The sequence below is a fragment of the Chryseobacterium sp. 22532 genome (assembly GCF_052044665.1).
GTDB lineage: Bacteria > Bacteroidota > Bacteroidia > Flavobacteriales > Weeksellaceae > Chryseobacterium > Chryseobacterium lathyri.
The window spans coordinates 466,084-479,062 of sequence record NZ_JBQENJ010000004.1; the positions used below are offsets into that span (position 1 = coordinate 466,084).

Genomic DNA, 12,979 nt, shown 5'->3' on the forward strand with positions numbered 1-12,979 from the left:
CCGGACTTTACTATAGGTTAAATAATTGATTGTCCTCTATTAGAATTTATAATTCAAGCCCAACTGAAACGCTCTGTGGTTCAATGGCTCAGTACCCTCTGGCTTTTGGTTTCTCATATCCGTAAGACTGTTGATATATCTTGCGTTGATCCCAATATTTTGAGTAATATCATATCCAAGACCTAAACCGAGACCTAAGTTAAACTTGTTAACATTATCTTTATTAATGTCTTCAGAGTTAGATACAGACTGAGTGGTTGTAACTCCTCCTGTAGTTGTAGAAATAGTACTGTTTCCGGAATTTTTCCCGTTAATGAAATAGCTGAATTCAGGACCTGCTTCTACATAAAATTTCTCTGTAGGTCTCATCTGTACCATTAAAGGAACTGAAATATAGTTCATGGTAGTTTTGTAATCGCTTTTCGTTTTAATATTAGTATCACCAACAGTTACATCAGTGGAAGAGATTACACTTTTCGCTCCTAACTGGTTGTATAAAACTTCCGGCTGTAAGCTGAATTTCTGAGAAAGTGGAATATTAACTAAAACCCCCGCATGAAATCCGATTTTCTGGTTGTTAAGGCTTAGTTTCTGCTCACTGAAATAAGATGAGTTTCCACCTGCTTTAATACCGAATCTGATAGGTTGTGTTTCTTTTTTGATTGGCTCTGTGCTTACTGTTTTTGTTTCTTGAGCAAACGTCATCATGCCAGCAGCAACTGCCAACCCTAGAAATAACTTCTTCATAATTTTATTTTTTAATTTTACTATTTTACTTTTCACCTGATTTTTCAATCAGACTTGATTTATTTTGCAAAATGCTTGCCAAACTCCAAAAACCCTTATTTAAAGGGCTTTTATGAAGGTTTTTCACATTGCCTTGTCTATGCTTTTAACTGTTTTTTAAGAAAAATTATATTATGAAAATTTGTTTTTGAAAGATGATTGTAAGTGAAATTGACTTTATGTTGATGATTTGACACAAAGTTAAAATTGGAAATATGAAATGTTGTTTCCCTGATAGGATACAAAAATGCCGGACCAAAAAGATCCGACATTAACTTGAAAATAATATATCTCTATTTGAATTTATAAGCTAAACCAACCTGTAATGCGTTGTTTCTAACGGCATCGTATGAATTGTACTTGTAGATATCTGTAACTCCGGCCGTGAATCTGGCTGTAACTGCAAGATTTTGAGTGAAATAATAACCGGCTCCGATACCTATTCCAAAATTGAATTTATTGAATAAGTCCATAACAATTTTATCAGAATAACTCTGTGTACTGCTTGCTCCGTCCTGATTACTGGTTTGAGTGAGGTCACCTTTGGATCTCCCACCCAGAAGGAATCCGAATTCAGGACCTGCTTCTACATATAGTTCAGGCAACAGATTGTACTGAAGCATTAATGGTACTGAAAGATAGCTTAAAGAAAGGGTTTCTTTATTGTTCATTCTGGCGTCAGGAATATCAAAGTTGATGGTGCTTTCTGTTTTTGAGCCCAATCCGTTATATAATATTTCCGGCTGAACACTGAATTTGCCTGAAACCGGAATATTGACGAAAGCTCCTGCATTAAATCCAATCTTTGACTTTCGCTCATAATTTGACCAATAATAAGTATCCTCATTTCCATCAGTGTGAGAAGAAATGTTCATTCCTCCTTTTACTCCAAAAGTAATGGGAGATTTAGATATAATCTCTGTTTTTTCCTGTGCAAATACCAATGAGCCTGCCGTAACGGCTAATCCTAAAAATAACTTTCTCATATTATTATTTGAATTTATAAGCCACACCCACCTGGAATGCATTATTTCTAACAGTATCTGCACTGTTTTCTTTAAAGATATCTGTAATACCCGCAGTAAATCTGGCTGTTACCCCAAAATTCTGTGTAAAATAATATCCTGCTCCAATTCCGATCCCGAAATTGAATTTATTATATAAATCTTTAACAATTTTTTCTGAAAATGTTGTTGTCTGCGTAGTCGTAGTATTTCCGGAAGTTTTGGTAGTGGTAATATCACCTTTATCTTTTCCTCCTAACAGAAATCCGAATTCCGGACCTGCTTCTACATAAAGCTGAGGAAGGATATTGTACTGTACCATTACAGGTACGGCAAGATAGCTCAGTGTCTTTTTATAATCTACTTCTCTGGTGTATCTGTCAGAATTGGAGTAATACACTTCTCTTTCTTCAGTTTTTGAACCTAGCTGATTGAAAAGAAGCTCCGGCTGAATGCTGAATTTCTCTGCTACCGGAATATTGGCAAATACTCCAGCGTTAAAACCAGGCTTCAGTTTCTGGTCATTATCATACTGATCCACTTTGCTTAGTGTTGAAGCGTTGAATCCTGCTTTAACCCCAAAAGTAACGGGTGTAGAAGATTTTGTTTTTTCTTGAGCATTAACCGAAAGGCTTGCTGCAATTGCTAATCCTAAAATTAGTTTTTTCATGGTTATAAAGTTTTAACTTATTTCTCCGTACTTCAGCAAAATTCCCGCCAAAGAGAATAAAATGACAAAAATCATGTTAAACGCGAAAAAGTCAGGCTTAAATAAATAAACCTGACCTTTTCTATTGAAATCAATTTATATATGAAGAAACTTTGCTGTAGACACTTATAAAATATAAATGCTTTCAGCTTATCTACAAATGGCAAAATTCTTGCCAAAAAAGATGAAGATATTGTGTGCATAAAAAAACCGAATTAAATAAATTAATCCGGCTTTCTATTGAATATAAAATTTGTTTCTGAATGTTAAGCTTACTATTTGAATTTATAAGCTAATCCTACTTGGAATACATTGTTTTTTACTGCATCAGATCCGTTAGGTCTGTCTTTAGCAACGTCTGTAAGACCAGCAACATATCTTGCTGTAAGTCCGAAGTTCGGAGTGAAGTAATACCCTGCACCGATACCAATACCAAAGTTGAAAGTTTTCAAATCATCTTTGTAGTTATCGGAAGTAGAAGAGTTTCCGTTATTTTCGTTTTTAATTTTGTTTTTTGCACTTACCAAGAATCCGAATTCCGGACCTGCTTCTACATAAAGATTAGGGATCAGGTTGTACTGGAACATTACCGGTACAGCGATATAATCTAATTTAGTTGAAGAAGAATACTTAGTCCCTAATAGAGTGTAATCTGCTTTTGCACCATATTGAGAATACAATACCTCCGGCTGAACACTGAATGATTCTGCTACTGGAATATTAGCAAATACACCTGCATTGAAACCGATTTTAGATTTTTGATCATCCAAACCTTCGTCTTTAGAAAGAGAAGATACGTTCATTCCACCTTTTACACCAAATGTTACCGGGTTAGAAGAAGATGACGGAGTCTGCTGAGCAAACGCTAATGAACTTGCAGTTACTGCCAATCCTAAAATTAACTTTTTCATAACTTTAATTTTTTTAATATTTTACTATTCTAATTTTAAATTTTACTACTGTCAAAAACTTACTACTGAGTTTGACGCAGATTATCTTTCAAATTGCTTGCCAAAAACAGATAACATGATAAAAGTCAGTAAAAAAAGCAGCCTAAATTACAAGCTGCTTTTATTTAAAATATTGATTATTAATAATTTACATTAAAAAACAAACGTTTGTTTAGAGATAATCTAAATTATTAATTCCATTAAAATAGTAAAGAAGAATGATTCTTTTGTATAAATAATTTAAGCGTTATTCAATTTTCTGTAAAAATCCAGAGACTTCAAAATGTTTTCCTCACTGCATTGGTGGTCATAGGTACACGAACCGATTCCTGAAAGTAATGAAAAATTAATTTTGCGGTCTGTATTCTTTTTATCGTTCAGCAAAAGAGCAGTAATACTTTCATCCGTAAAATCATTGATGTCAAGATAAGGGTAGTATCTCTGAATGTTTTCCACAATATCCGCGGCATCCTGTTGGGTAATAAGATCTTCAAGATAAGCCAGATGGGCTTCACAGATCATTCCCATGGCAACAGCTTCACCGTGAAGAATAGGGTTTCCTTGACTAAGGCAAAGACTTTCTACGGAATGCCCGATTGTATGTCCGAAATTTAAGGTCTTCCTAATGTTTCTTTCATGAAAATCTTTTTCCACGACGTCCTGCTTGATATCCATTGAAGTCTGAATATGGGGAACTACAGCTTCTACATCAAGTTTGTGGATCTGAATAAGACTTTCCCAATGCGCTTTGTCAGCAATAAGGCCATGCTTCAGCATTTCTGCAAAACCACTCCGCAATTCTTTAAACGGAAGTGTTTCCAGAAACTTAGGATAAATGAAAATCTGTTCCGGAAAGGCAAAAGTTCCTACCATATTTTTATAATGCATAAGGTCTATCCCTGTTTTTCCTCCGATAGAGGCATCACACATTGATAAAAGGGTAGTAGGAATATTAATGAACTGGACTCCTCTTTTATAGGTAGAGGCTACAAAACCACCCATATCCGTAATTACACCGCCACCAAGGTTAATGACAAGCGCTTTTCTGTCTGCCTGCATTTCGGTAAGAATCTCCCATAGCTGGTTGGCGGTCTGGATGTTTTTCATTTCTTCACCAGCCTCAATCTCAAGAATTTCGAAGTTTAGGTCTGTTTCCATATTGCCTAATAGAACCGGAAGACAATATTCATGGGTATTTTCATCAACTAAAATAAAGATCTTACTGAAAGATTTTTCGTGAAGGAAACTATTTAATTGAGAAAAATCATCGTTTAATATTGTTATCATTATTGGAGTTTCTTTAAAATTAAAATAAAACTATTCTGCAAAGTTATGATTCTTAATTTTTAACTCGTAACTAAATTACTATCTTTGCAGAAATTTTTAGAATGAGCAGAGATAACAATAATTCAGAAAGACCAAAAAGACCAAGAACTTCAACAAGAAACAATTCTGATGATTCTCGTGCTTCTAGATCTGGAAATTCTTCAGGATCAAAACCTTTTAAGAAGCCTTTTCCAAAAGCTGGTGAAAGAAATACTGACTATAAAGGAAGCAATTCGAAGTTTGAGCCGAAACCTTTTAAGAAAAGCGGAGATAACCCTACGAACAGAGATGAGGACTCCGGGGCAAAAACTGAGAGCAGAGCTTATATTACCAATTCAAGTGAAGGACGTGAGAGAAAAACTTTTGGTAAGTCAGCACCCAAAAAAGGCGGAAAAAGTTTTGATACCAGAGACAAGTATGAAAGAGGCAGCCTGAAATACGGAAGAAGACCATCCGCTGGAGATGACAAAAATGATGATAAGGCAAGATCTTTTGTACAGAAAAGAAGGTTAAACAAAATTGAGAAAGATGTTCATAAGGACACCATCCGTCTGAACAAGTATATTGCCAATTCCGGAATCTGCAGCAGAAGAGAGGCTGATGAACTGATTACGCAAGGACTTGTGGAAGTAAACGGACAGGTGGTAACTGAAATGGGATATCAGGTTCAGAAGACTGATAAAGTAGTTTTCGACGGCCAGGGTATTACCCCGGAAAAACCGGTATATGTGCTTCTAAACAAGCCAAAGGGATACATATCTACAACTAAGGACGACAAAGCCAGAAAAACAGTAATGGATCTGGTTGCTAATGCATCGCCATACCGTTTGTTTCCTGTAGGAAGACTGGATCGTTCTACAACCGGAGTTATTCTTTTGACAAATGACGGGCACATGACGAAAAAGCTGACACATCCTTCTTTTGATGCCAAAAAGATCTACCACGTAACCCTGGATAAGAAACTGACCCATGAAGATATGAAACTGATTGTGGAAGGGATCCGCCTTGATGAAGGGGTAGCCGTTGTAGATCAGATTTCTTTTATTGAAGGAAAACCTAAAAATGAGATAGGAATCGAAATTCATATTGGCTGGAACCGTGTGATCAGAAGAATTTTCCAAAGACTTGGATATGAAGTGGAAGCTTTGGACAGAGTGATGTTTGCAGGCCTTACGAAAAAGAACATCAAACGTGGCCATTGGAGAATCCTTACAGATCTGGAAGTTAATAATCTTAAAATGCTTTAATAAGTTTGAGTTATAAATTATGACTGACGAATCTGCTGATTCTGCATCATAATTGAATATTCGGCTTAAATCATTTAAGGAAATTATACGTATTAAAAAGGCGCAGAAATTTTATTTCTGCGCCTTTTTCTTATCGGTATATTTATAATTGAAAACAGTTTATGGCTTTCAAAATTATATGTAAATCCTATCCGAGAACTGTAACTCCTTTTTGGATCATCTCATAAATAGCATCTCTGCCATTATCAGGCTTTACATTAACGGCTTTCGTTCCATTGAAATGAAGGCATGTGATATATCCGTTTGCAAGCGCATCTGTACACGTAAATTTCACACAATAATCCATTGCAAGGCCAACAATTTCAAGCAACTGAATTTCATGATACTTTAAAAAATCATCCAGCCCTGTTTTCATAAAGTGATTGTTGTCCTGAAATCCACTGTAGCTGTCAATTTCTGAATTTTTTCCTTTTTGGATAATGTGGGTTACTTTATCTCTGTTCAGATCTTTGTGGAATTCTGCCCCGAAAGTACCCTGGATACAATGATCCGGCCACATGAACTGTGGCACGCCGTTCAGGATAATGCTTTCGCCAACTTTTCTGTTGTTGTTGCTGGCAAAGCTTTTATGATCGGCAGGATGCCAGTCCTGTGTAAGGACGATCTGGTCATATTCATTTTCTTCCATCAGAAGATTAATATAGGGGATGACCTCATTGGCTTCAGGAACTGCTAATGCGCCGCCTTCACAGAAATCATTCTGTACATCTACGATTATTAACGCTTTTTTCATATTTAGATTTCTCGAATTTTGGATAAAATTACTCAAAAAACTCTCCAAAACTGAATTATCGGACAAATCGGCAATATAATTTTTAAAAAACAGATAGGAGCAAGGTCTGAGAAAACTAAAATTAACCTGAGTGCGGGATAAGGCATTTCTGTTTTTAACATGGTAAGGAAGCCTGAAGCTGGAAGAGGGAAGTTATTGAGGTCGTAAAAAATAACTATACCTCGGTTTTTTATTAATTTTTTTAAGAATAATAATTCAATTTTAACTATAGTCCAATAGTAACTTCAAGCACCCCTCTTCCTGCTTCCAGCACTTCAATCTTAATTTCTTATCCCGAACTCAGGTTAAAATTATTAGACTTTTGCTTGTAGGAGATACAATTTCGGGCTATCTGTCAAATATCAATAGCTTATCTTTGCACCAAATAAGTATTTTATGCCATTTGAGTCGTTAGGATTATCACACAATATTATTCGTTCTGTCAACAAATTAGGTTACCTGAAGCCATTTCCGATTCAGGAGAAGGCTGTTCCTGTAATTCTGCAGGGAAAAGATCTGATGGGAATTGCACAGACGGGTTCCGGAAAAACGGCTTGTTTTGTGATGCCTATTTTAGAAAAATTACAGAATTCAGAAGTTAAAAAAGACCGTAATGTTCAGGTTTTAATATTGGTTCCTACACGCGAGCTCGCCATTCAGATTGATGAAGTTTTCAGGGCTTTTACCGAAAATCTGAAACGTGAGGTACGTACTATGGCTGTTTATGGTGGTGTTTCCATCAATCCGCAGATGAAAGGAATGTTTGGAGTGGAAGTTCTTATTGCAACGCCCGGCCGTTTATTGGATTTACTTGATCATAACGCATTAAGTATTTCAGGAATCCAGCATTTAGTGATTGATGAGGCAGATAAAATGTTTCAGCTAGGCTTTGGTGAAGAAATGGATAAGCTTTTCGCACTGATGCCTGTAGTGAAACAAACGACCCTGTTTTCAGCAACTTTAAATGATAAGGTTTCTGAAATGAAGGAACGGTTATCCATTAATCCTGTAATTATTGAAATTAAAAAAGAAGAAGTAGAAATTGATAATATCGAGCAGTTGGCCTATCATGTTTCTCCGGAAAATAAAGGTCCTTTTTTACGCTATCTAATTAAAGAGAAGAAGGTTGAAAAAGCGCTGATATTTGTTTCCTCTACAAGATCTGCAGATAATTTAGTGGAAAAGCTTAAAAAGAATAAAATTAAAGCCTTAGCCATTCACAGTCAGAAATCACAGGGTGCCCGTAGAAATAATTTAGAAGAATTTAAAGTAAATGGAGCTCAGATTTTAGTTGCTACAGACCTTATTGGCCGTGGTATCCATATCGAATCTTTACCTTGTGTGATCAATTATGAATTGCCGCGATCGCCTTTAGATTACATTCACCGGATTGGCAGAACGGGACGTGCAGGCGAAAAAGGAACTGCCATTAATATTCTGACGGATGACGAACTGCAGCATTTCAGGGTGATCCAAAAAAAGATGGGCAGGAAAGTGACTTTACAGAGAACGGAGGGAATTGATCTGCATGGTTATTAGCAGATGAATTTAATTATATAGCTTCAATTTAGAATTGAGGCTTTTTTATTTTCTCACTCAGTATAATTTTTTGAAATTTTATTTTTTATTGTCTTTCTGCTTTTCTTGTAGTAATTTTATCACAACAGAAAACTTGATTAAACATACTACCAAGAAAATTAAAAATGAACGATTTAGAGCAAAAGAAATTTCCCATCGGCCAGTTTCAGCAGTCTGAAAATATCTGTGACACGAAGCTGGATGAGCATATTAAAGTCATCAAGAATTTCCCGGCAAAACTGAAAGATCTGATTGAGAATTTCACGGATGAGCAATTAGATACCCCTTACAGAGAAGGAGGATGGACGGTCCGCCAGCTTGTTAACCATATTGCAGACAGCCATATCAATAGTTTTATACGTTTTAAGCTGGCCCTTACAGAAGATAATCCTGTGATCAAACCTTATGATGAAGCCAAATGGGCAGAACTTCAGGATAGTGCCAATATGCCTGTAAAGCCTGCGATGAGAATGATTAAAGGAACGCATCAGAGATGGACGGTTCTGCTTAATACTCTTACCAATAAACAATTCGAAAGAACTTTCCGACATCCTGAACAGAATAAAGATTATGACTTAAGACATTATCTTGCTTTCTATGTATGGCACTGTAATCATCATTTTGCCCACATTGAAAATCTGAAGAGAGAAAAAGGGTGGTAAAGAAAAGTCTGCATAATCCTGTTTATTTTGAAGAAATTGTCTACAGAATTTCTCTTCTTACTAAAAATACTCCACAAAGATGGGGGAAAATGAACGTTTCCCAAATGCTGAGACACTGTGATTTTGTTCTTCAGATAGCTCTGAGAAAAGTTGAACTTCCGGAACTTAATTTCTTTCTTGCTGCAATAGGAATAGTAACCAAAATAGAAATGCAGATCTTTAATAACGGAATTCCCCGAAACATGCCTACTTTTCAAAAACTAATCGTTAATTTTGAATGTGATTTTGATGAATCAAAAACCAATCTGCTGAATACACTGAAGGACTTCCGGACAACATCTGAAAATAAAGATCTTCCGGACTACCACAGATTATTCGGGAAAATGACTGAAAAAGACTGGGGATTTTTAGAATACAAACATCTTGATCATCATTTAAAACAATTTAATGTATGAGTTTTTTTGATAAAATATTCGGAGGAAAAGAAAACAACCCTGAGCATCAATCCTTCTGGAAAAAAATAGAATCTGAGGAAGACCTGGCCAAAGCCATTGAAGCATCCCATCACCATAAAATTGCTATTTTCAAACATTCAACACGCTGCTTCATCAGCAAAACAGTATTGAAAAACTTTGAAAAAGAAATAGATAGTTTGGATAATAAGCTGGATTTATATTTCTTAGATTTGCTGGAATACAGATCCATTTCCAATAAAATTTCCGAAGACTTTGGAATCAGGCATGAGAGTCCTCAGCTGATCATAATTGAAGATGGAAAAGTCATTAACAGTGCATCGCATGAAGATATATCCGCAAGCCAGATTTCATAATGAAGAATATTAACACATATTTAGCCAAAGTATTAAATGTTCCTTTAGAAAAAGTGAACATGTGCAGCTTACACTATGAAGTGAAGAAAATACCTAAGAATCAGTTTCTTTTACAGTATGGTGAAATCTGCAGGCATATATTCTTTGTAGAAAAAGGGTTGTTGAAAATGTATTCCATTGACAAGAACGGAAAAGAGCACATTATACAGTTTGCCCCTGAGAGTTGGCTGATTTCTGACCGAAGCAGCCTTTATTTCAACGAAAAATCAATTTACTATATAGAAGCGGTGGAAGATACAGAGGTTCTGTTTCTGCACCCCGATTTTTTCAATAATCTCGTAGAGCAATTTCCTAACAGTATCGAAAGAAGTGATTTTCTTTTACAGAAGCACATCAGAAGCCTCCAGAACAGGATCAATTCTTTATTGGGCGAAACAGCAGAAGAAAGATACATGAAATTCATTAAAATGTACCCTGACCTTCTTTTGAGAGTTCCCCAATGGATGATCGCATCTTACCTTGGAATCACGCCTGAAAGCCTGAGCAGGGTAAGAAAAGAGCTGGCACGGAAAAATTTTGTTCCTGACAGATAAATCAAATCCTTTTTGCGAGCGTTCCAACCTGCTGAAGACATAGCCTGGTTTCTTCTGTCCACGGAAGACCGATACACAGACGCATGCAGTTTTCAAACTGATCCTGCAGGGTAAACATCCTGCCCGGAGCAATACTGATGTTCTGTTTAATGGCCAGATCATAGAGTTCAGTGGTACGGATATTTTTATCAAACTCCACCCACAGGGAAAGACCGCCTTGCGGGCGGCTTGTTTTTGTGCCTTCAGGGAAATAGTCTGCGATAGTCTGCACATAATTCTGATAATTGTTCTGAAGAGCTTTACGCATTTGATGGAGGTGCTTTTCATACCTTCCGGACTTGAGGAAATTGGCTACCGCTTCATTAACAATAGAAATAGATGACGTAGAATGGAGCAGCTTGAGCTTCATTATTTTATCCTTATATCTTCCGGGTGCAATCCATCCTACGCGATACCCCGGAGCCAGCGTCTTTGAAATTGAGCTGCAGTACAGCACATTTCCGTCTCTGTCAAACGACTTACAGCATTTCGGACGGCTCGCTCCAAAATAAAGATCACCGTATACATCGTCTTCTATCAGAGGAATCCCATTTTCAGAAAGAATTCTCACAATCTCTTTTTTATTTTCATCCGGCATACAGCTTCCCAGCGGTGAATTGAAATTGGGAATTAATAAACACAGATCTATCTGTGGAATCACTTTTCTCAGGGCTTCTATTTCAATACCTGTTGTCGGGTGGGTAGGAAGTTCTAGTACATTTAAACCCAATCCGTGTGCCAGCTGTAAAATACCCGGATAACAAGGGCTTTCAATGGCTATTGTATCGCCAGGTTTGCCTAAGGCCATCAGGCAGAAAGATAAGGCATTCATCCCACCGTTTGTGGTAACCAAATCATTTTCGCTGAGATTTCCGCCCCATTGAAGTGAACGCACTGCAATCATTCTCCGCAACTTTAAATTTCCCTGAAGTTCCTCATATTCCGTTCCGCCATCTTTTAATTCACGGGTTGCATTAATGATCTCCTTCTTTAATTTGGCCTGTGGCAGAAGGTCTCCCGAAGGAATTCCGATAGAAAAAAATTTCAGCCCTTTTTTACCCATATTTTCGTAAACCTTGCTGATCAGTTCATCTGGTTCGTCATTATTGGCAATCAGAGAAGGCCGGCTTACTTCGGGAAGAGGAAGCTTCACAGACATTAGTCTGCTTACAAAATAACCTGATTGAGGCTTGGACTCAATTAAAGACTGTGACTCAAGCTCAAGGAAAACACGTTTTGCCGTATTCATGCTTACCTGATGTTCCTGGCACATCATTCTTACTGAAGGTAACCTGTCTCCGGCCTTCAGGACGCCATTTCTGATCTGGGAAGCAATTCCCTCAGCAATTTCTGTATAGATAAATTCTTTGCTCATTTTTCACAACTGTACTCATACAAATATACAAAACTGAGACTGTGTTTATTTATTTCAGTGCTTTAATTTTGAATTATCAAAAAAATATAGAAAATGATGACAGATAAAATTTCTAAAGATGAAAATATAAGCGGGTTGATTAACGGCTTTATAGGTGTGTTGCTATTCAGTGGATCTATGCCTGCTACCAAATTGGCCGTAATGGAAATGAGCCCGATTTTTGTTACCATAGCCCGTGCTGCTATTGCAGGAATTCTGGCGCTTTCCGTTCTGATGATTTATAAAGAAAAACGGCCTGAAAAGAATCAGATATTTCCCCTTTTGCTGGTTTCTATCGGTTGTGTAGTTGGCTTTCCACTTCTTTCCGCATTGGCACTTCAATACCTTACTTCGGCACATTCCATTGTATTCTTAGGAATGCTTCCTTTGGCAACTGCTGTATTCGGAGTTTTTCGTGGAGGGGAAAGACCACATCCTATATTTTGGTTTTTTTCTGTTATCGGAAGCCTTTTGGTAATAGGATATGCTGTTTCGCAGGGAATATCCGCCTCACCTGTTGGCGACATCCTAATGCTTCTTGCGGTTATCCTTTGCGGTATGGGATATGCCGAGGGGGCAAAACTTTCAAAAACATTAGGAGGATGGCAGGTAATTTCCTGGGCTTTGGTATTAGCTTTGCCGGTAATGATTCCTCTATTTTTCATTTATTTTCCAGATCATATCGAGACCGTAAGTTTCCAGGGATGGTTTGGGATGGCTTACATTTCCCTTTTCAGTATGTTCATTGGATTTATATTCTGGTACAAAGGTCTGGCGCAGGGTGGTATTGCTACGGTAGGACAGCTACAGCTTTTGCAGCCTTTTTTCGGATTGGCACTCGCAGCTTATTTTCTTCATGAGCAGGTGAGCATAGGTATGGTGGGAGTAACCATTGGGGTTATTTTATGTGTTGCAGGAACCAAAAAGTTTGCGAAATAATCAAAATAAAGCATTATGATCCAAGTCATAAAAGGACATTTAGTAATGAATTATCTTTGGAACACATTACA

14 protein-coding genes are annotated in these 12,979 nt (G+C 37.0%); 7 read left to right on the plus strand and 7 right to left on the minus strand.

The genetic code is table 11. From position 1 onward, the window contains the following. Positions 1-39: 39 nt before the first annotated feature. The 5 genes from ACTJIV_RS13465 to aroB all read right to left on the minus strand — a co-directional run bounded on the left by ACTJIV_RS13465 (position 40) and on the right by aroB (position 4,736). Positions 40-747 carry a porin family protein gene (locus ACTJIV_RS13465; protein WP_111953607.1) on the minus strand — a complete coding sequence of 236 codons (708 nt, stop codon included), beginning with the start codon at positions 745-747 and terminating at the stop codon, positions 40-42. 332 nt (positions 748-1,079) lie between these two features. Next, positions 1,080-1,772, minus strand: coding sequence for a porin family protein (locus ACTJIV_RS13470; protein WP_440628056.1), 693 nt, complete (start codon positions 1,770-1,772; stop codon positions 1,080-1,082). A gap of 4 nt (positions 1,773-1,776) precedes the next feature. Next, positions 1,777-2,460, minus strand: a complete 684-nt coding sequence (locus ACTJIV_RS13475; RefSeq protein WP_111953328.1) for a porin family protein — start codon at positions 2,458-2,460, stop codon at positions 1,777-1,779. 314 nt (positions 2,461-2,774) lie between these two features. Next, a complete protein-coding gene (locus tag ACTJIV_RS13480; protein ID WP_111953330.1) occupies positions 2,775-3,410 on the minus strand; it encodes a porin family protein in 636 nt (211 codons plus the stop codon). 279 nt (positions 3,411-3,689) lie between these two features. Continuing rightward, positions 3,690-4,736: a 3-dehydroquinate synthase gene (gene aroB, locus ACTJIV_RS13485; protein ID WP_440628058.1), complete on the minus strand. Its 1,047-nt coding sequence runs from the start codon at positions 4,734-4,736 to the stop codon at positions 3,690-3,692. 101 nt (positions 4,737-4,837) lie between these two features. On the opposite strand from aroB, the gene ACTJIV_RS13490 reads away from it, so the two are divergent. Continuing rightward, positions 4,838-6,022 (plus strand): pseudouridine synthase, encoded by a 1,185-nt coding sequence (locus tag ACTJIV_RS13490; protein WP_228452530.1) that lies wholly within the window; start codon positions 4,838-4,840, stop codon positions 6,020-6,022. 187 nt (positions 6,023-6,209) lie between these two features. On the opposite strand, the gene pncA is transcribed toward ACTJIV_RS13490, so the two are convergent. Next, complete coding sequence (gene pncA / locus ACTJIV_RS13495) at positions 6,210-6,815, minus strand: bifunctional nicotinamidase/pyrazinamidase (protein WP_111953334.1); 606 nt, start codon at positions 6,813-6,815, stop codon at positions 6,210-6,212. Positions 6,816-7,250: 435 nt separating this feature from the next. Here pncA and ACTJIV_RS13500 point away from each other — a divergent pair, with 435 nt between their 5' ends. The 5 genes from ACTJIV_RS13500 (at position 7,251) to ACTJIV_RS13520 (ending at position 10,516) form a co-directional block, all read left to right on the plus strand. Continuing rightward, on the plus strand, positions 7,251-8,393 hold the full coding sequence (locus ACTJIV_RS13500; RefSeq protein ID WP_440628061.1) for a DEAD/DEAH box helicase: 1,143 nt from the start codon (positions 7,251-7,253) through the stop codon (positions 8,391-8,393). A 164-nt stretch (positions 8,394-8,557) separates the two neighbouring features. After that, on the plus strand, positions 8,558-9,094 hold the full coding sequence (locus tag ACTJIV_RS13505; RefSeq protein ID WP_440628063.1) for a YfiT family bacillithiol transferase: 537 nt from the start codon (positions 8,558-8,560) through the stop codon (positions 9,092-9,094). Then, positions 9,088-9,549, plus strand: a complete 462-nt coding sequence (locus tag ACTJIV_RS13510; protein ID WP_440628064.1) for a DUF1569 domain-containing protein — start codon at positions 9,088-9,090, stop codon at positions 9,547-9,549. Before ACTJIV_RS13505 ends, ACTJIV_RS13510 begins: the two co-directional genes overlap by 7 nt. Further along, the gene (gene ytxJ / locus ACTJIV_RS13515; RefSeq protein WP_336379445.1) at positions 9,546-9,923 is read left to right on the plus strand and encodes a bacillithiol system redox-active protein YtxJ; all 378 of its coding nucleotides are present in this window, start codon (positions 9,546-9,548) and stop codon (positions 9,921-9,923) included. The genes ACTJIV_RS13510 and ytxJ overlap by 4 nt, the downstream gene beginning before the upstream one ends. Beyond that, the gene (locus ACTJIV_RS13520; RefSeq protein WP_111953342.1) at positions 9,923-10,516 is read left to right on the plus strand and encodes a Crp/Fnr family transcriptional regulator; all 594 of its coding nucleotides are present in this window, start codon (positions 9,923-9,925) and stop codon (positions 10,514-10,516) included. Before ytxJ ends, ACTJIV_RS13520 begins: the two co-directional genes overlap by 1 nt. Before the next feature lies 1 nt (position 10,517). On the opposite strand, the gene ACTJIV_RS13525 is transcribed toward ACTJIV_RS13520, so the two are convergent. After that, positions 10,518-11,930 (minus strand): PLP-dependent aminotransferase family protein, encoded by a 1,413-nt coding sequence (locus tag ACTJIV_RS13525; RefSeq protein ID WP_440628067.1) that lies wholly within the window; start codon positions 11,928-11,930, stop codon positions 10,518-10,520. Positions 11,931-12,023: 93 nt separating this feature from the next. Here ACTJIV_RS13525 and ACTJIV_RS13530 point away from each other — a divergent pair, with 93 nt between their 5' ends. Continuing rightward, complete coding sequence (locus tag ACTJIV_RS13530; protein WP_223559512.1) at positions 12,024-12,908, plus strand: DMT family transporter; 885 nt, start codon at positions 12,024-12,026, stop codon at positions 12,906-12,908. Positions 12,909-12,979: the final 71 nt, after the last annotated feature.

Excerpts from the sequence above, each read along its gene's own strand:
- ACTJIV_RS13465 (WP_111953607.1), bottom strand. The coding sequence starts at position 747 with ATGAAGAAGTTATTTCTAGGGTTGGCAGTTGCTGCTGGCATGATGACG.
- ACTJIV_RS13470 (WP_440628056.1), bottom strand. The coding sequence starts at position 1,772 with ATGAGAAAGTTATTTTTAGGATTAGCCGTTACGGCAGGCTCATTGGTA.
- ACTJIV_RS13475 (WP_111953328.1), bottom strand. The coding sequence starts at position 2,460 with ATGAAAAAACTAATTTTAGGATTAGCAATTGCAGCAAGCCTTTCGGTT.
- ACTJIV_RS13480 (WP_111953330.1), bottom strand. The coding sequence starts at position 3,410 with ATGAAAAAGTTAATTTTAGGATTGGCAGTAACTGCAAGTTCATTAGCG.
- aroB (WP_440628058.1), bottom strand. The coding sequence starts at position 4,736 with ATGATAACAATATTAAACGATGATTTTTCTCAATTAAATAGTTTCCTT.
- ACTJIV_RS13490 (WP_228452530.1), top strand. The coding sequence starts at position 4,838 with ATGAGCAGAGATAACAATAATTCAGAAAGACCAAAAAGACCAAGAACT.
- pncA (WP_111953334.1), bottom strand. The coding sequence starts at position 6,815 with ATGAAAAAAGCGTTAATAATCGTAGATGTACAGAATGATTTCTGTGAA.
- ACTJIV_RS13500 (WP_440628061.1), top strand. The coding sequence starts at position 7,251 with ATGCCATTTGAGTCGTTAGGATTATCACACAATATTATTCGTTCTGTC.
- ACTJIV_RS13505 (WP_440628063.1), top strand. The coding sequence starts at position 8,558 with ATGAACGATTTAGAGCAAAAGAAATTTCCCATCGGCCAGTTTCAGCAG.
- ytxJ (WP_336379445.1), top strand. The coding sequence starts at position 9,546 with ATGAGTTTTTTTGATAAAATATTCGGAGGAAAAGAAAACAACCCTGAG.
- ACTJIV_RS13520 (WP_111953342.1), top strand. The coding sequence starts at position 9,923 with ATGAAGAATATTAACACATATTTAGCCAAAGTATTAAATGTTCCTTTA.
- ACTJIV_RS13525 (WP_440628067.1), bottom strand. The coding sequence starts at position 11,930 with ATGAGCAAAGAATTTATCTATACAGAAATTGCTGAGGGAATTGCTTCC.
- ACTJIV_RS13530 (WP_223559512.1), top strand. The coding sequence starts at position 12,024 with ATGATGACAGATAAAATTTCTAAAGATGAAAATATAAGCGGGTTGATT.